The organism is Bradyrhizobium sp. (assembly GCF_004799405.1).
GTDB lineage: Bacteria > Pseudomonadota > Alphaproteobacteria > Rhizobiales > Xanthobacteraceae > Bradyrhizobium.
Map to the genome: position 1 here is coordinate 76,391 of NZ_SSMW01000110.1, position 16,701 is coordinate 93,091.

Below are 16,701 nucleotides of genomic sequence, written 5' to 3' on the forward strand. Positions count from 1 at the left end.
TCAAGTCCGATGCCGCGATCTACGCTAATGACTGATCGAAGCCGGCTCAACCGGCTCGCCGTGCGCGGCCACAACTATTCCGTGCGGACATATCCGGAAAATGCCGCTAGCATCGCCGGCAAGCCGGAGATTATCCCGGTGGCTACGGGACCGGGGACATCGATGCGGCGCAGGCAATTCCTGAAGATGGCGACCACCGCAGCGGGCGCCGGCCTGTTGGTGAAAATGAACCCGGCCGCGGCGCAGTCGCTCGCCGGCAAGCAAATCCGCATCGTCGTTCCATTTCCGGCGGGCGGCCCGACCGACATCGTGGCGCGGCCGCTGGCGCAGATGCTGGGCGATGCCCTTAAAGCCAGCACCTTGATCGACAATCGCGCCGGCGCCGGCGGGTCGATCGGCGCCGAAGCCGTGGCCAGGTCGGCGCCCGACGGTCAGACCCTGCTGCTGGGGACGGTGGGCACGCAGGCCATCAATGCCGCGCTCTACCCGAAATTGCCCTATGACCCCGTCAGAGATTTCACGCCGATCGCCGTCGTGGTGCTGGCGCCGGTGGCGGTGGTCGTCAATCCGGCGCAGCCGATCAACAATCTCGCCGAACTGGTGGCGCTGGCCAAGCGCATGCCCGGCAAACTCAATTACGGCTCCGCCGGCGCGGGCACGCCGGGGCATCTCACCGGCGAGATGTTCAAGGCTGCGGCCGGCATCGACATCCAGCATGTGCCTTATAAAGGCAGCGCGCCGGCCTTGACCGACCTGATCGGCGGCCAGATCGAGATCATGTTCGACCCCTTGCAGTCGGTGCTGTCGAATGTGCAGGGCGGAAGGGCGCGCGCGCTGGCGCTTTCGAGCAAGACGCGGTCATCGATTCTGCCTGAGGTGCCGACCATCACCGAGTCCGGCTATGACGGTTTTGAAACCACCGCCTGGTGGGGTGTGTTTGCGCCAGCCAGGATGCCCGATGCCATAACGGCCACGTTGGCCGATGAAATTGAAAAAATCGTCGGCGGCGACGGGTTTCGAAGCAAGCTGGAACCTCTGGGAGTACTTTGCACCGTCATCCGCGGCGACGCACTCGCCAAATTCCAGCAGAGCGAATTGGCAAAATGGGGTAAAGCGGTGCGCGACGCCGGCGTAACGATCGATTGACCAAAATGAAGCTCAACGACGAAGAAAAAGATATTCTGGCCGGCAAAGCCGGCTTCGTTCCGCAGCAGGCCTTGCAGCACCAGATCAAGGTCGGAGAGTTCTTCGGCGCCGAAGATCTGGTTCCGGTTAGTCAGGCCCATGTGATGGCCGACACCGAAAGCCTCGGCGAGGCCGGCGTGCGGTGGCTGGAGGGATTGGCCGCGACCGCCGACGGGCAACGCCGGGTACGCATCCCGACCATCACCGATCCGCGCGGCACTGACTTCGCCAAGGCCGATCTGCTCGGCCAGACCTCGACCATGCTCGATCTCGAACGGCGGGCGATTGCCGCATTCGTCAAGCTCGGCGTCACCATGACAGATACCTGCATCAACTATCAGACCATCCAGGCGCCGACGCGCAACGAGCATGTCGCCTTTGGCGATACCGGCGTGGTGATCTACTCGAACTCGATCTGCGGCGCGCGCTCCAATTTCGAGGGCGGGCCCTCGGCGCTGGCGGCGGGACTTACCGGAAGAACCCCGCGCTACGGATTTCATCTGCCCGAGACGCGCCGCGCGAGCTTGCGCGTTCGCGTGGACTTCACGCCCACCACCCTCAACGGCTGGGGTGCGCTGGGCGGCGTGATCGGACGGCTCGCGGGCAATTATTGGTCGGTGCCCGTGATCGAAGGCATCGAAGGCTCGCCCCGCTCCGACCAGCTCAAGCATTTCGGCGCCGCGATGGCGAGCTTCGGCTCGATCGCGCTGTTTCATCTGGCGGGCCTGACGCCGGAAGCCACCAGGCTGACCGACGTGGCGGCCGCCGACTTGCCTGTCGTTCGCGCGACGCGAGCCGACGTCGATAACCTGCAAAGATCCTATCACACCGACGATCAGGTCGACGTGGTGGTGTTCTCGGCGCCGCAACTCAGCCTGTTCGAACTGCGCGATCTGGCCGAACTCTGCGACGGCCGCCGGTTCACGGTGCCGATGCTCGCGGTAACGAGCCCGCAGGTCAAGCCGGACGCCGATCGCATGGGTTACACCGCGCGAATAGAATCCGCCGGCGGCAGCGTGTTGTCCGGCATGTGCTTCTATCAATCCTATGCGCGTGAAATTTCGGAAGCCAACGGCTGGAAGCGTCTGGCCACCAACAGCGCAAAGCTGGTCAATATATTGGGCGGCTACGGCTATCGTCCGATGCTGGCGTCGATGGAGTCATGCGTCGACGCAGCCTCAAGCGGGAGGCTGGCGCGAACATGAGCGCAAGAATCTTTCGCGCCCGGCACGCCATGGGACCGACGGTGCGCGGACCGACGCTGGTCGCCCATGACGGCTTCTCGGCCCGTTACGACCTCAACCGTATCAACGGCGTCTTCAGCCGTCCGACCCACAAGCTGGTCGGCCAATCCTATGCCGGCAAGATCCTGGTGCTGGACACCGCCAAGGGCGGCGTCGCGACGGCGTGGATGCTGCACGAGATGCAATCGCGCGGCATCGTGCCGCTGGCGCTGGTGCTGAATTCCGTCAATCCCATTCTCGCGCAGGGTGCCGCACTGGGCGATGTCGCCATGCTGGCAGGCTTCGACGAAGATATTACCGCGGCTATTCCCCATGGCGCCGAGGTTGAAGTGAACCCGCAGGCGGGCGTGCTGACGCTGCTCGGCTAGATAGCCGTCCCAGTTCCCGCGGTGCCGCTTACGCGGATGCCTTCATGAATTGCGCCAGCGCTTCGCGGTCCGGCGCCAGCATGGTCAGGCCGAGTTTCGAGCGACGCCAGAGAATATCGTCCGGGAAGCGCGCCCATTCGCACGTCATGAGATAGCGCACTTCCGCGCCGGTGAGTTCCGCACCGAAGGCGGGACCGAGGTCGGCCCGGCTGCCGGCGTCGCCAAGCACGGCCTTGAGGCGCGTGCCGTAAGCGGCAACCAGGCGCCGGGCCTCGCTCTCACCCAGGAATCGCCAACGCGCCCGCGCACGCTCGACCTCGTCGTCGAACTTGTCCGAGGCAAAATCGCCGCCCGGCAACGGCGTCTTCGCGGTCCAGCGCGGCGACATCGGATAGAACGGGGTAAGCCTGGAGACTGCCTCCTCCGCGCGCAGGCGCGAGGTTGTGACATCGCCGCCAAAGATCGTCAGCAGCGGCGCGCTGCCGCGCCGGTGGTCGAACGCCATGGCGCCGTCCCGCGCAGCGGGATTTATGACCATGTTAGCGCCGGAAACCGTCCTGATCACATCAGACGGTTCGACCCGTTCGCGGAAATACCGGTTGGCGGCGTCGCAGAGATAGGCGACTTCGCTCGCCGCCATCGATACCGCCGCGGGATCGCCCTTGAAGGCGTGTCCCACGGTGCCGATCAGCGTGAAATCGCGCTCATAGGGGCTCGCGAAAATCAGCCGCCGGTCGCGGTTCTGGAACACGTAGACATTGTCGGTGTCGAACAGCCGCCGGACGACGATCTGGCTCATCTGGGCGGCGCGTAAGCTCGGCAGCGGCATCCGCAACACGGTTTCCGCGACCGAAGCCGTCCACGCGCCGGTCGCGTTGACCAGCGCCCGCGCCGTGACGACCTGACGATGGCCGCGGTCGATCGTCGCCAGCCGCCAGATGTCAAGCCGGTCGGCACGGACGCAGCGTGCGCCGGTTCGGATCACCGCCCCTCGTTCCGCGGCGTCGACCGCATTGAGGACCACCAGGCGGGAATCGTCTACCACGCCATCGGAATATTCAAACGCGGTGCCGAATGGCCGTTTCAGCGCGTTGCCGATCGGATGGTGCGTAAGATCGACCGTCGCCGAGGCCGGCAGGCGGCTGCGGGAGGCAAGCCGGTCATAGAGCAGCAAGCCTGTACGCAACAACCACGACGGACGCTCTTCGGAATGCTCGGGGATCACAAAGCGCGCCGGACGCACCAGATGCGGCGCGATCCGCAGCCAGATGTCGCGTTCGGCCAGGGCCGCGCGCACGCGTAGAAAGGCGCGGCGCTCCAGCACGGCAAGATCGCCATGGATCAATCGCGATGAAGCGGAAGACGCCGCCGCTGCGAGGTCGCCCTGCTCGAGCAGGATCACCCGCAAGCCGCGTCCGGCGGCATCGCGCGCAACGCTGACGCCGTTCAAACCGCCGCCGATGATCGCAAGGTCGTAGTCCGCCATCCCGCAAGGTCTAGAGCATGATCCGGAAAAGTGGAAACCGGTTTTCCGAAAAAGATCATGCGCAGGCAAAAGATACCGCTGGGGTCTCACTCAACTCCGGTTGGATCAGACTCTAGCCGATCTTGCGCGCGGGCTCCATCGAATTGCCGCCGAGCCGGCCAACCACGGCGGCGTATAGCCCGATCGGCGCCGGTCTGCCCATGAAATAACCCTGCACCGCGTCGCAGCCTTCGTCCGCGAGGAAGCTGAGCTGCTCCTGAGTTTCCACGCCCTCGGCAACAATCGACATTTCGAGACCATGGCCAAGTCCGATCACCGCGCGAACGATCGCAGCCGATTGCGGGTTGCGTCCGAGATTCATGACAAAAGCCCGGTCGATCTTGATCTTGTCGAACGGGAACGCCTGAAGATAGCTCAGCGAGGAATAGCCGCTGCCGAAATCATCCATGGAAATCCGCACGCCGAGCGCCTTCAACCGCCGCAACAGCGCAAGGCCGCGATCGAAATCCTCGATCAGCACGCCTTCGGTGATTTCGAGCTCGAGCCTGTCCGGCGTAAGATCGGTTTCCAGCAGTATCGAGTGCACAAGGCTGACCAGATCACCGTGCATGAACTGCGCCGGCGACAGGTTGACCGCGATCTGCAGCGGCAGCGGCCATGAGGCGGCTTCCCGGCAGGCCTCGCGCAGGATCCATTCGCCCATCTCGACGATCAAGCCGCTTTCTTCCGCGAGCGGAATGAAGTCGCCCGGCGGAACGAAACCGCGGACCGGATGCAGCCACCGCGCCAGCGCCTCGAAGCCGATGACTTCACTGGAGGCGACGGTCTGGCGCGCCATCGCCTGCGGCTGGTAATGCAGCGAGAGTTCGCCGTTCTTGATCGCCAGCGACAGATCCTGGTGCAGCACGCGGCGGTCGCGAATCTGCCGGTCCATTTCGGGTTCATAGACGCTGATCGAGCCGCGCGATTTCGCCTTGGCGCGGAACAGTGCCGCGCCGGCATTGGCAAGCAGCGAGGCGGCGTCGGCGCCGTTGTGCGGGAATACCGAGATGCCGGTGGTCACGCCGGTGCGAACCGATTTGCCCTCGATCAGGAATTCCTGCGCCAGCACTTCGGCAAGCTGTTCGGCCAAGGCCTTGCCGGCCGCAGGCTGCTTGCCGTCGATGATCAACCCGAACTCGTCGCCGCTGAGCCGGGCCACCACGCCCCCGCGCGCCGCTGTCTGGATGCGGCGCGACACTTCGATCAGCAGCTTGTCGCCGATCGCATGGCCGAACACGTCGTTGATTTCCTTAAGGCCGTCGAGGTCGACGGACAATACGGCGAATTCCTCGTCGGTGCCTTCGCAGGCTTCGATCATCTGCGCCAGCGCCTGCAGGAACGCCGCGCGGTTCGGCAGGTCGGTCAGGCCGTCATGATACGCCATGTGGGCCATCCGCGATTCGGTCTGGCGGCGGTCGGTGACGTCCTCGTGGGTCTTGATCAGATATTGCGGCTCGCCGGCTTCATCGAGCACCGTCATGCGGCGCGTCAGGAACAGCCGCAACCCATCCTTGGTGCTGATCGGGTGTTCTTCGGTGAGCAGGCCGCGCTTTTTGATCGCCGCCTCGTCGCGCGCGATGATCAACCTGGCTTCCCTCGGATTGAAGATATCGGCGGCCGTCATGCCGGTGGCATCCTCGCGCCGCCGGTTGAGGATGGTTTCGGCGCTGCGATTGGCCAGAAGGTATCGTCCGTCGCTGACGCGCTCGACGGTCAGCGAAACCGGAATGTTGTCGACGACCAGTTCGAGAAACTTCTTGGTATTTTCGAGTTCGCGGGAAAGCGACTTGCGATCGGTGACGTCGTCGAACAGTGCGATCAGGAATTCCGGCCGGTTCTTGTCATCGCGCGCGATCACCCGGTTGCTCGCAAGAATACGCTTCTTCGAACCGCGCTCGACCACGAGTTCGGAGCGGAGCTGGCCGTCGGGCGAATCCAGCGCGGCGCGGTCTGCCGCGGCGATGCTTGCCGCCGTGTCGGGCTGGAAGATTTCATCGGCGGATTTGCCGACGATGTGCTCGCGGGGAAAACGCGAGAAGCGCTCGAACGCGCGGTTGGCGAAGATGTAGCGACCGTCTTCGATACTCTTGGCGGCGACGCATACCGGCACGTTGTCGAGCACCGATTCCAGAAACTGCTTGGTCGACGCCAATTGCCTGGAAAGCTTGCGCTGTTCGCTGCAATCCTCATGGGTCGCCACCGAGCCGCCGTTTGGCAATGCAAAATATTTCACCATCACCGATCGTCCGCCCGGCAGTTCGGTGACGACGCCTTCCGGACCGCCGGCGCTGGCATAAAACTCCTCGGGGCTGATGCCAAGGACGCCGCGCCGGTGCCGCATCTCCAGCAGTTCCGGTCCGGTCATGTTTTTGGAAATATCCGCACGCACCAGACCGTAGATTTCGAGATAGCGATCGTTGCAGAACACGACCCGCTTCAGCGAATCCGTCATCACCACACCCTGGTTCAAATTGTTGAGGGCGGACCTGACAAACGCATTTCGCCGCAATTGCGATCGCTGGACCCTGCGCAAGGCCGAAAGAATCCACAACGTGATCGCGGCCAGAAAGGAACAAACCACGATACCGCCAATCAGCATCTCCCAAACCATATTGGGATCGGCGGAACCGACATAGCTGGCCGGTGCAAAATTATCGGAAACGGCCCAGGCGGTATCGAACGACGCAAGGATCGCGAGCAGGCACACCGGTGCCCGCGCAGGAATCGAAATCTTGCCGCCTGCCTGCCAATTCTTGTCAGCCATCAATCACCCGCGGATTTCCGGGCGGAGTGTCTGGCTTCACGGGTTTGAATCGGGTAAACGCATACTCCCGCACCCCGAAAATGTAACTTAAATTACGGCAATTGCCCGGACATGATTAATTCTTTGCTAACGGCAATCCGGCCGAAAACCCGCGCTGAAAACGGTCCAGCAGGTTTTATCGAAAAAGCCATCCCTAACAGAGCGATAGCGTACAGGCGCGATTGATCCCGGACGAGCGCCGGCTGCCACGACGCGCGTCGAACACAACCACAAACAATCCCGGATTCGAACTGCGAATGGACAAGGTCGAGTGCGTCGTTATCGGTGCGGGGGTGATCGGTCTGGCCGTGGCGCGGCGGCTGGCGCAGGCCGGCCGCGAGGTGATCATTCTGGAGGCGGCCGAAGGCATCGGCACCGTCACCTCGTCGCGCAACAGCGAGGTGATCCACGCCGGCATCTACTATCGCGCCGGAAGCCTGATGGCGCGGATGTGCGTCAGCGGCAAGCGCGCCCTCTACGCCTACTGCCGGGATCACGGCATCCCGCATCGCAATTGCGGCAAGCTGATCGTCGCCACGACGCCGAAAGAAACCGAGAAACTGCAATCGATCAGGGCTCACGCCGCGGCCAATGGCGTGGCTGACCTGCAGACGCTCAGCGGTGAAGCGGCGCGCGCGCTGGAACCGGCGCTGAACTGCGACGCCGCCCTGCTTTCGCCGTCCACCGGCATCATCGACAGCCACGCCTTCATGCTGGCGCTGCGTGGCGATGCCGAAGATGCGGGCGCGGCATGCGCCTTTCACACCCCGCTGCTGCGCGGCAGAGCCGGCGCCGGCCGGATCGAACTCGACGTCGGCGGCGATGCGCCGATCAGCCTTGAATGCGGACTTCTGGTCAATGCCGCCGGCCTCGGCGCGCCGGCGGTGGCGCGCAGCATCGACGGCATGCCGGCCGAACTGGTACCGACGGCCTATCTCGCCAAGGGAAACTATTTTAGTTGCAGCGCGCGGGCGCCATTTTCACGCCTGATCTATCCGGTGCCCGAGCCCGGCGGCCTCGGCGTGCACCTCACCCTCGACATGGCGGGCCAGGCCCGGTTCGGTCCCGATGTGGAATGGGTCGACACGATCGACTATGCGGTCGACCCGGCGCGCGCGGAACGGTTCTATCCGGCGATCCGGCGATACTGGCCGGCACTGCCGGACGGCGCGCTGATGCCGAGCTATTCGGGAATGCGGCCAAAGATCGTGCCGCCGGCGGTGGCGGTGCAGGATTTCCTGATCCAGGGACCACGGGACCATGGCGTCGGCGGGCTGATCAATCTGTTCGGGATCGAATCGCCGGGGCTGACATCGTCGCTGGCGATCGCGGATCATGTCGGCGAACTGGCAGAGGTGTAGCCGCGGACGGCGCGACCTTTCGTCACCCTGAGGCGCGAGCCCATTCGGCGAGTCTTGCCTTGCGACATCCTTGGAAGCGCGCAAGAGCGCGCTCCTCAGAGGGATGACCGATGGATGGGAAGCCTGGGAGGAGAATCCTAGTGCAGCGTTTCTTCCGCGGTATGCCTTAACCGCTCGATCTGGTCCTTCACCATTAATTTTCGGCGCTTTAACTCGACAATTTGCAGGTCGTCTGTTGAGAGGTGCACGAGAGCTTCGTGTAATTCGTTTTCGAGAACCTTGTGTTTACGTTCTAGTTCAACGAGATGCGCCTGAATTGCCATACGAAACCTCCTCGGTTGGATTAGACCTCAGATTCGATCCGGACGGCCAAGTCTACACCAGTAACCCAATCTGTCGATGGGTATCGAAAATGGCGCGTGCTCATTTTTAGGTATTCGTCAGCAACGAATCGTGAGCATGGAACCGGTCCGGCTTTTGAGCGCTTGCGGACCGGCCCGGCAGGGACGATATTCCTTCGATGGCTTCCGCAACCTTTTGCAATCTCATCGCGTTTTTCAGTTAACGTACACCATGACCGACGAAGATGAGCGCGAGCTTGAATCCGAGCTCGCACGGCTGCAGCAGGAGCACCGCGACCTCGACGCGGCGATCGATGCGCTGCATCAATCGCCGGCGCCGGATTTATTGCGCCTGCAACGGCTAAAGAAACGCAAGCTGCAGTTGCGTGACCGCATCGCCTTCATCGAAGACCAGATTACGCCTGACATCATCGCGTAGTGATTGCCTTACCCACCGGTTAATTCCCGTAACACGCCGGCGAGCTCCCGGGGGCCGTATGGCTTGGGTAAAAACCGTCCGCCTTCGGGCAGATCGATATCCCCGATATTGAGGCGGCCGGACGTCGCGATGATCTTGATCGGAGGCCAGCGGCCCCTGATCGCCCTGGCGAGCTTCAACCCGTCCATCGAACCCGGTATCTGGATGTCCGTGAAAACCACGGTGATGTCGGGACGCGTTTCCAGGATTTCGATCGCCTCATCGGCGTTTCCAGCCTCAATCACCTCGAACCCGGCAGCCCCCACCATATCGACCGCATCCATTCGCAGCAGGATCTCGTCCTCGACGATCAGCACCACGGGTCTTTTGGACTCAACACGACCCATGCGTCTCACTCCTTCGCGAACATCCGACAAGCGTCGGAAGTTGCTTTGGTTCCGGCGGCTGCTTTAGGCGGCTGATCGGTTGGCTGCCCGACTGCGGCACTCATCCCCCAGACCAACGCTGTGGAGAATTGGTAACCGTACGGGCCTGAATTGAATGACGCCGCTTGACTTCTTGAGAACAAAAGAAGAACATTATTCCCGTCCGCAGCCAGCATCCCGGGGATATTGCGATGTTCAAACCGATCTCGACGTCCGACCACGACCGCTACGATCAGGCCTGCGACCAGGCGATCGCGATGTGCGACGGCAATATGCGCAGCGCCATCAAGGCCCTGCTGCTGGTGAACGAATATCTGGAAGCTGAAGTCGAGGAACTGCAGGCGATGAGCCCGAACAGCGCGCCGATCTTGTCCAAGGCAAAGGGCGCCGCCTGATCCATCGAGGAAATCTCCCAATGGCCGATGTCACCTATTACGTCGCGCTACCCTTCATGCAGGACGATACCGGCTCGCCGGTGGCGGGGCCGGCGGAAGAATGCCAGAGTTCGTCGGGCGCATTACGGCGCGCGGAAATCCTGTCGAGGACTGCCGGCAGCATTGGCGCGGTCGCCTTCAGCCGCACCGGAGATCCGATGATCGGCGAATTTGGCGACGCTCGATTGCTGCGAAAATTCGGCAACGTGCCGGATGATCTCAGCGGGCTGTGAGACCCCGTCACGCTTCGTGCCGCCGCTGGGCCTTGCGCACATACATCGCGCTGTCGGCTTCTTCCAGCGCCCGGCCGGCTTCGGCATGAGGGCCGAGAACGGCAACGCCGGCGGACGCGCCAGCCGTGATAGTGCGGCCGCGAAACACGAAGCTGAGCCGGTCGACGGCTTGTTCCAGCGACGCGGCCTTGGCGCGGGCGTCGGTTTCGCTGAGATTCCACAGCAGCAACGCGAACTCGTCGCCGCCCAGCCGTCCGATCACATCCGACGAGCGCACATGGCGCAGCAGCTCCACCACGATGGCCTTGAGGACCTGATCGCCGGCGGCATGACCGAAGGCGTCGTTGATCGGCTTCAGGCGATCGACGTCGAGCACGATCAGCGCGCCGCTTGCATGGTAGCGCTTGATGTAGGCGACCGCGCGATTGAGTGCGCGCTCAAAACCGCGCCGGTTGGGAATGTCCAGCAGAAAGTCGATATCCACCGACGCCTGTAGTTCGTCGATTCGCGCCTGCGCCCGCGCCAACTGGTCCCGAAGCCGGCGAATGGTCGGTTTGGTGTCGTCCGGCAGTGCCGACGACCGGGGTGAAGATGAACGCAAGGCGCGGGGTGGCGTGGCCTTGCGTTCCGCGACGCCGCTTTTGCGGCGCTTGGCGGGCTTTGCGGCGGTTGTGCCGATTTTCTTTTTCATGGGCCTGCTTCAGAATGCTTGCCGGGATTCACCAAGACAGGATAGTCCATTCCGGACCCCTTGCCACGCCTTGCCGAACCTTGGGCCGATCCTATAATCCGGCCTATGTTTTTGGATTCCCGAAAAGAATTGACCGCATGACCGCCCCAGTCGCCATCATCATGGGAAGCCAGTCGGACTGGGACACCATGCGCCATGCCGCCGAAACCCTGGCCGCGCTCGGCGTCGCCTGCGAAAAACACATCGTCTCGGCGCATCGCACCCCGGATCGGCTGTTCGGGTTCGCCAAGGGCGCCAAAGCGGCCGGCTTCAAGATCATCATCGCCGGCGCCGGCGGGGCGGCACATCTGCCAGGCATGACCGCATCGCTGACGGAGCTTCCGGTATTCGGCGTCCCCATCGAATCCAAAGCGCTGTCCGGCGTCGACTCGCTTTATTCCATCGTCCAGATGCCCGCCGGCGTACCGGTGGGAACGCTGGCCATCGGCAAGCCCGGCGCCATCAATGCCGCACTGCTCGCCGCCAGCGTGCTTGCGCTCAACGATCCCAAGCTGTCCGGCCGGCTTGTCGCCTGGCGCAAGCAGCAGACCGAGGCGGTCAGCGAACGCCCGGAGGGATCCGCGTGACGGCCGCACCACAGGTGAAGCTCAAGCCCGGCGACACCATCGGAATTCTCGGCGGCGGACAACTGGGCCGGATGCTGGCAATGGCGGCGCCGCGTCTCGGGTTGCGATGCCAGGTGTTTTCGCCGGACCCCGATTCGCCCGCGTTCGATGTCGTGCTGAATGCAACCTGCGCGGAATATGCCGACGTTGAAGCGCTGGAACTGTTCGCCAACGACGTCGACGTCATCACCTACGAATTCGAGAATGTGCCGGCGGCCACCGCGATGATCCTGGCGGCGCGGCGTCCGGTCCTACCCGATCAGAAAATCCTCGAAACCACCCAGGATCGCCTCGCCGAAAAGGACTTCGTCAAGCGGCTTGGCATCGGCACCGCCGATTACGCCGATGTATCGTCGGCCGCGGCGCTGCATGCTGCGATCGGAAAGATCGGTCTTCCGGCCGTGATCAAGACCCGCCGCTTTGGCTATGACGGCAAGGGTCAGGCGATCATCCGCAAGGGCGACGATCCGGATCAGATCTGGGCGGATCTCGGCACCAAATCCGCGATCCTCGAGGCCTTTATTCCTTTCAGTTGCGAAGTCTCGGTGATCGCCGCGCGCAGCGCCGATGGCAACGTCGAATGCTTCGACGTCACCGAAAACGAACATCGCGACCATATCCTGAAAATCTCGCGCGCGCCGGCGGGTATCTCGGATGCGCTGGCGGCACAGGCGCGCGGCATCGCCGGGACCATCGCCAACGCGCTGAACTATGTCGGCGTACTCGCGGTCGAGATGTTCGTGGTGCAGGCGGATGGCGGGCCCAAGATTCTGGTCAACGAGATCGCGCCGAGGGTGCACAATTCCGGGCACTGGACGCTGGACGGTGCATCGATCTCGCAATTCGAGCAGCACATCCGCGCCATCGCCGGTTGGCCGCTCGGTAAACCCGTCCGTCATGGCCCGGTGACCATGACCAACCTGATCGGGGACGATATCAACGATTATGAGCAATGGCTGACCGTCCCCGGCGCCACCGTTCATCTGTACGGCAAAGGTCCGCCGCGGCCGGGCCGCAAGATGGGGCATGTGACGCAGGTCGGAGCTACTTCGCCCAAAAGCGCCTGATCGGGGCCGAAACCGGCTAATTCAGCCGCGCCAGGGCGCTTGCGCTGGTGGACATTGCCACCTTTGTCTGATACATCCGCGCGCTCAGGGTTAAGGGCTCGGCCTTTCGCCAGCCCTTTGCTTTAGCAGAATTCCAATCCGATCAATTGAAAGAGGATGCCGCGTGCAGGTTCTCGTTCGCGATAACAATGTCGATCAAGCCCTCAAGGCGCTGAAGAAGAAGATGCAGCGCGAGGGTATTTTCCGCGAGATGAAGCTCCGCGGCCACTATGAAAAGCCCTCCGAGAAGAAGGCCCGTGAAAAGGCCGAAGCCGTGCGCCGCGCGCGCAAGCTCGCCCGCAAGAAGCTGCAGCGTGAAGGCCTGCTGCCGATGAAGCCGAAGCCGGTGTTCGGCGCGGGTCCGGGCGCAGAACGCGGTGGTCCCGGCGGCCGTGGCGGCCCAGGATCGGGGCGCGGGCAGCGCTAGAATTTTGCAGCCAGAATGTGATGACGCGGGCCTTGGGCCCGCGTTGTTGTTTTTTTGCGCCGAGTATTGCCGGCGAAGCAAGTTCTCGAACGTGATTCCGGGGATGGAGTCCGGCTTGCCGAAGGAAAATTCCCGACTTCAATGCGCTAATGCATTTTGCGACACGGCGGGCTACCAATACTGCTTTGGTCCGTGCGAGTGTTCTGCATAGATGGCCCTTCCGGTTCCCCATGTTTTTTCCGGAGCTTCCCGGCTTGGTCCGCGTGCCTTCGCGTCGATCCTGCTGATCGCAATCGCGCTCGGCGGCTGCTCGTTCAATCTGGGATCGCTGTCGCCGGAGCCCGACAAAGACACCTTGCCGAAGACAGCACCAACCGGCCCCAGCGTCAGCGAGGCGCAGGCCGCCACGACGCATGGCGAGGAACTGGTACGATCCGGAAAAGCCGAGGACGCGCTTGCCGAATTCGACAGGGCGATCGCGCTCGATCCCCACAACGCGGAAGCGTTGTACAATCGCGGCCTGATCTATCAGAGCGACAGGCGACATCAGCTTGCGATCGACGATTTCACCTCAGCAAACGGCCTGACGCCGCAACGGCCTGAACCGTTGCTGGCCCGCGCGATCAGTTACCTTGCGATGGACCGACTGAAGGAAGCCGCCGCCGATCTCGACGAGGCGGTGCAGGCCGATCCGCAGAACGCACAGATCTGGACCACCCGGGGGATCGCCTATGAACGCCTCGGCGACAAGTCCAAGGCCGCCGGCTGCTATGGCCGCGCCATCAACCTGCGCCCCAAGGATGAAGCGGCGCGAAGCGGCTTTGCGCGCGTCGGCGGCAAGCCCGGCCAAAGCTACGATACGTTTTAGTATATCTTACCGGGCTAGTTTGCCGAACTGTTCGGCAATACCTTGTGCAACACCGACTTCGCGGCCAGCAGCACATCCTCGGCGACATTGCTGCGCGGACGCGGGGGCGGCTTTGCCGCCTCGGCATGCAGGTCGAGCGGCCGCGAAGACGGAATATCGGCCGGCGGCGTCGGGCGGCGCGGATCGTCAACCCGCACCGACCCAGTCGTCGAATCGAACGACTCGCTTGGCGGCGTGGAGACCATGATCGGTGGCGGAAGCGGCTGAACCGGCGGTGCCGACACGATGCGCGGCGGGTCGGGAATGCGCGGCGCATCCGGAACGTGCGGCAAATCGGGCAGACGCGCGGTTTCTAGCGGGCGCGGCGCGCCGTCGTTCGCCCGCAAGCGCTCGATCGCTGCGCGGGCGAGATCGCTGGCGTCGCGGGGCTGCGCATCCGGAGCGATGGTGGCTTCCACCGGCGGGGCCGGGTTTGGCGCAACCGGCGCGACCGCCGGCACCGGAGCCGGAACAGCCTTGGCAACCGCCTTTTCGCGCAGCGCAGCCGGGTGCCGCTTTGTATCCGCGGGGATGCTTGCGGTCTCCGCCGGCTTTTCGGCGGGTTTCTCGGTGGATTTCTCCACGGGCTTTTCGACGGCCGATTTCTGGAAAATGACCTTTTCGGAGATGCCCTTTGCCCTGACGCCTGGCTCGGGGATGTTGGCGACGTCAGTGGAGGCATCGGCTTTGGCAGTCTCAGGCGCGACCTTGACTTCGGCCTTTGCGTCAGCTTTGGGCTCAGCTGTCGATACCGCGGCAGCGACCGGCGATGCCGTCCCGGGCTTGGTGACGATGTAATGATTGACGATGTAGGCCCCGATGATGGTCGCTACCACCGACGGCAATATATCCAAGGCAAATTTCGATAGGTATTTCAGCATGCCGGCCACTCCCCGCACCCGGTTTGATGCGGGAACTTTGAGGCGCATTAAGGGATCAACTGCGACAGATCGGTGGCAATTCGGTAAACGGCTGTTTACGGCTTCAATTCGACCTCCAGGAACACGATTTCCTTGTCGGTTTCGTTGAGCACGTCGTGCTCGACGCCGGCTTTACGAAAGTAGGATTTGCCGGCACTGAGCTGTGCCTTGGAACGTTCGCCGTTGGGCGCGACGATGGTCATTTCGCCCGAAGTCACGGGAACGATGACGTAATCCATCTGATGGATGTGATGGCCGGTGGCGCTGCCGGGCGCCAGCCGCCATTCGGTGACACGGACCTCTTTGGTATCGACCTGAATATCGGATTTGGCAGCTAGCATGGTCAATTTTCCACAAATCTCTCAGGGCACGAATACCAGGAACACAAATACCGCAAACACCACCACGTGAACCAGCCCGAACAGGATGTTGGTGCGGCCGGTGCCGAAGGTGAGCATGCTCAGGATGAAGGTCAGCACCAAGAGCACCATCTCCTGGGCATTGAGCCCAAGCACCAACTGCTTGTCCAGCGCGTAGGCAGCGACCGCGACCGCCGGGATCGTCAGCCCGATGGTCGCCAGCGACGAACCGAGCGCCAGGTTGATGCTCTTCTGCAGATCGTTCCTGCGCGCGGCGGCAATGGCGGCCACGCTTTCCGGCAACAGGATCAACAACGCGACCAGGACGCCCGCGAAAGCCGGCGGCGCGCCGATCCGAGCGGTGGCGAAATCGACCACCAGCGAGAATTTTTTCGCCAGCAGGACGACTGCCAACAGCGAGACCAGCAGCAGCACGACGCTCAGCGCCAGCATCCGGTTTGAGACGCTGGCGTCGGCATGGCCCGGATCGTTTGCCTTGCCGATGAAATAGCTGCGATGCAGGATCGTCTGGGTGTAGAGAAACACGCCGTAGAGCATCACGGTGACGACACTGACGAAGCCAAGCTGGCCCGCCGAGTAGACCGGCCCCGGCGTGGTCAGGGTGTAGTTGGGCATGATCAGCGTGATCGTCGCCAGCACGATCAGGACGCTGAGATACAGGTTTGATCCCGTGACCTGGACATCCTGCTCGCGGTAACGCAGCCCGCCGACCAGGATGCAAATGCCGACCAGGCCGTTGCAGACGATCATCACCACCGCGAATACCGTATCGCGCGCCAGCGTCGGCACGGCTTTTTCCCCAAGCATGATGGTTGCAATCAGCGCGACCTCGATCACGGTGACCGCCAGCGTCAACAGCAACGTGCCATAGGGCTCACCAATCCGCTGCGCGATCACTTCGGCATGATGGACGGCCGCGAACACCGTGCCGAACAGAATGACCAGCAGCCCGGCTGCAAACACCAGCCCGGCGGCAGAGGGCGTGAAGGCGAAGCCGGATACCGTGACGCCCGCAAAAAGCAGAACGGCCAGCGCGGGGAAAATCCACGCCGATCGCGGCATCGGGCCGTGCGCGCTCATCTGATGACATCCTTAAAGCCAGAAAATGGACTATGCGCCAAACAACGGCAGCTGTCAGCCGATGGTCACGATAGACCCGGCACCACGACTTCACGGATCACGCGGATTGGCGGAATCCCACTGGTTCTTGGCTGACGGAGCGGAAGCATGGCTCGGCTTCGTCA

The 16,701-nt window shown here is 63.1% G+C and carries 19 protein-coding genes; 11 read left to right on the forward strand and 8 right to left on the reverse strand.

Features of this window, described 5'->3' with window-relative positions; translation table 11 throughout:
• The first annotated feature begins 27 nt into the window (after positions 1 to 27).
• The 3 genes from E7813_RS17120 to E7813_RS17130 are packed head-to-tail and all read left to right on the forward strand — an operon-like array spanning position 28 to position 2,797.
• Positions 28 to 1,146 carry a tripartite tricarboxylate transporter substrate binding protein gene (locus tag E7813_RS17120; protein ID WP_291575808.1) on the forward strand — a complete coding sequence of 373 codons (1,119 nt, stop codon included), beginning with the start codon at positions 28 to 30 and terminating at the stop codon, positions 1,144 to 1,146.
• Positions 1,147 to 1,151: 5 nt separating this feature from the next.
• Entirely contained in the window at positions 1,152 to 2,390 is a 1,239-nt protein-coding gene (locus E7813_RS17125; RefSeq protein ID WP_291575809.1) for an aconitase X catalytic domain-containing protein, read from the forward strand.
• A complete protein-coding gene (locus E7813_RS17130; RefSeq protein ID WP_291575811.1) occupies positions 2,387 to 2,797 on the forward strand; it encodes a DUF126 domain-containing protein in 411 nt (136 codons plus the stop codon). The genes E7813_RS17125 and E7813_RS17130 overlap by 4 nt, the downstream gene beginning before the upstream one ends.
• A gap of 28 nt (positions 2,798 to 2,825) precedes the next feature.
• Here the strand turns inward: E7813_RS17130 and E7813_RS17135 are convergent, their stop codons facing one another.
• Positions 2,826 to 4,283 carry a glycerol-3-phosphate dehydrogenase gene (locus E7813_RS17135; protein ID WP_291575812.1) on the reverse strand — a complete coding sequence of 486 codons (1,458 nt, stop codon included), beginning with the start codon at positions 4,281 to 4,283 and terminating at the stop codon, positions 2,826 to 2,828.
• 112 nt (positions 4,284 to 4,395) lie between these two features.
• Complete coding sequence (locus E7813_RS17140; protein WP_291575813.1) at positions 4,396 to 7,089, reverse strand: EAL domain-containing protein; 2,694 nt, start codon at positions 7,087 to 7,089, stop codon at positions 4,396 to 4,398.
• A gap of 290 nt (positions 7,090 to 7,379) precedes the next feature.
• Here E7813_RS17140 and E7813_RS17145 point away from each other — a divergent pair, with 290 nt between their 5' ends.
• On the forward strand, positions 7,380 to 8,489 hold the full coding sequence (locus tag E7813_RS17145; RefSeq protein ID WP_363331186.1) for an NAD(P)/FAD-dependent oxidoreductase: 1,110 nt from the start codon (positions 7,380 to 7,382) through the stop codon (positions 8,487 to 8,489).
• 137 nt (positions 8,490 to 8,626) lie between these two features.
• On the opposite strand, the gene E7813_RS17150 is transcribed toward E7813_RS17145, so the two are convergent.
• Positions 8,627 to 8,812, reverse strand: coding sequence for a DUF465 domain-containing protein (locus E7813_RS17150; protein WP_291575817.1), 186 nt, complete (start codon positions 8,810 to 8,812; stop codon positions 8,627 to 8,629).
• Positions 8,813 to 9,062: 250 nt separating this feature from the next.
• On the opposite strand from E7813_RS17150, the gene E7813_RS17155 reads away from it, so the two are divergent.
• Positions 9,063 to 9,269: a DUF465 domain-containing protein gene (locus E7813_RS17155; protein ID WP_291562571.1), complete on the forward strand. Its 207-nt coding sequence runs from the start codon at positions 9,063 to 9,065 to the stop codon at positions 9,267 to 9,269.
• Positions 9,270 to 9,277: 8 nt separating this feature from the next.
• Here E7813_RS17155 and E7813_RS17160 read toward each other — a convergent pair whose 3' ends face one another.
• On the reverse strand, positions 9,278 to 9,655 hold the full coding sequence (locus E7813_RS17160; protein ID WP_291575819.1) for a response regulator: 378 nt from the start codon (positions 9,653 to 9,655) through the stop codon (positions 9,278 to 9,280).
• A gap of 230 nt (positions 9,656 to 9,885) precedes the next feature.
• On the opposite strand from E7813_RS17160, the gene E7813_RS17165 reads away from it, so the two are divergent.
• Both E7813_RS17165 and E7813_RS17170 read left to right on the forward strand, forming a co-directional pair.
• Positions 9,886 to 10,089 (forward strand): hypothetical protein, encoded by a 204-nt coding sequence (locus tag E7813_RS17165; protein WP_291575821.1) that lies wholly within the window; start codon positions 9,886 to 9,888, stop codon positions 10,087 to 10,089.
• A 20-nt stretch (positions 10,090 to 10,109) separates the two neighbouring features.
• On the forward strand, positions 10,110 to 10,361 hold the full coding sequence (locus tag E7813_RS17170; RefSeq protein WP_291575823.1) for a hypothetical protein: 252 nt from the start codon (positions 10,110 to 10,112) through the stop codon (positions 10,359 to 10,361).
• Positions 10,362 to 10,368: 7 nt separating this feature from the next.
• Here E7813_RS17170 and E7813_RS17175 read toward each other — a convergent pair whose 3' ends face one another.
• On the reverse strand, positions 10,369 to 11,052 hold the full coding sequence (locus E7813_RS17175; RefSeq protein ID WP_291575824.1) for a GGDEF domain-containing protein: 684 nt from the start codon (positions 11,050 to 11,052) through the stop codon (positions 10,369 to 10,371).
• Between the two features lie 137 nt (positions 11,053 to 11,189).
• On the opposite strand from E7813_RS17175, the gene purE reads away from it, so the two are divergent.
• The 4 genes from purE to E7813_RS17195 all read left to right on the forward strand — a co-directional run bounded on the left by purE (position 11,190) and on the right by E7813_RS17195 (position 14,118).
• Positions 11,190 to 11,678 carry a 5-(carboxyamino)imidazole ribonucleotide mutase gene (gene purE, locus E7813_RS17180; protein ID WP_291575825.1) on the forward strand — a complete coding sequence of 163 codons (489 nt, stop codon included), beginning with the start codon at positions 11,190 to 11,192 and terminating at the stop codon, positions 11,676 to 11,678.
• The gene (locus E7813_RS17185; protein ID WP_291575826.1) at positions 11,675 to 12,784 is read left to right on the forward strand and encodes a 5-(carboxyamino)imidazole ribonucleotide synthase; all 1,110 of its coding nucleotides are present in this window, start codon (positions 11,675 to 11,677) and stop codon (positions 12,782 to 12,784) included. Before purE ends, E7813_RS17185 begins: the two co-directional genes overlap by 4 nt.
• Before the next feature lie 163 nt (positions 12,785 to 12,947).
• Positions 12,948 to 13,250, forward strand: coding sequence for a 30S ribosomal protein S21 (gene rpsU, locus E7813_RS17190; protein WP_291575827.1), 303 nt, complete (start codon positions 12,948 to 12,950; stop codon positions 13,248 to 13,250).
• Positions 13,251 to 13,461: 211 nt separating this feature from the next.
• On the forward strand, positions 13,462 to 14,118 hold the full coding sequence (locus tag E7813_RS17195; protein ID WP_291575828.1) for a tetratricopeptide repeat protein: 657 nt from the start codon (positions 13,462 to 13,464) through the stop codon (positions 14,116 to 14,118).
• A gap of 14 nt (positions 14,119 to 14,132) precedes the next feature.
• Here E7813_RS17195 and E7813_RS17200 read toward each other — a convergent pair whose 3' ends face one another.
• The 3 genes from E7813_RS17200 to E7813_RS17210 all read right to left on the reverse strand — a co-directional run bounded on the left by E7813_RS17200 (position 14,133) and on the right by E7813_RS17210 (position 16,537).
• Positions 14,133 to 15,038, reverse strand: coding sequence for a hypothetical protein (locus tag E7813_RS17200; protein ID WP_291575829.1), 906 nt, complete (start codon positions 15,036 to 15,038; stop codon positions 14,133 to 14,135).
• Between the two features lie 95 nt (positions 15,039 to 15,133).
• Positions 15,134 to 15,418, reverse strand: a complete 285-nt coding sequence (locus E7813_RS17205) for a cupin domain-containing protein (protein WP_291575831.1) — start codon at positions 15,416 to 15,418, stop codon at positions 15,134 to 15,136.
• A gap of 21 nt (positions 15,419 to 15,439) precedes the next feature.
• Positions 15,440 to 16,537, reverse strand: a complete 1,098-nt coding sequence (locus tag E7813_RS17210) for an ionic transporter y4hA (RefSeq protein ID WP_291575833.1) — start codon at positions 16,535 to 16,537, stop codon at positions 15,440 to 15,442.
• Positions 16,538 to 16,701 lie beyond the last annotated feature (164 nt).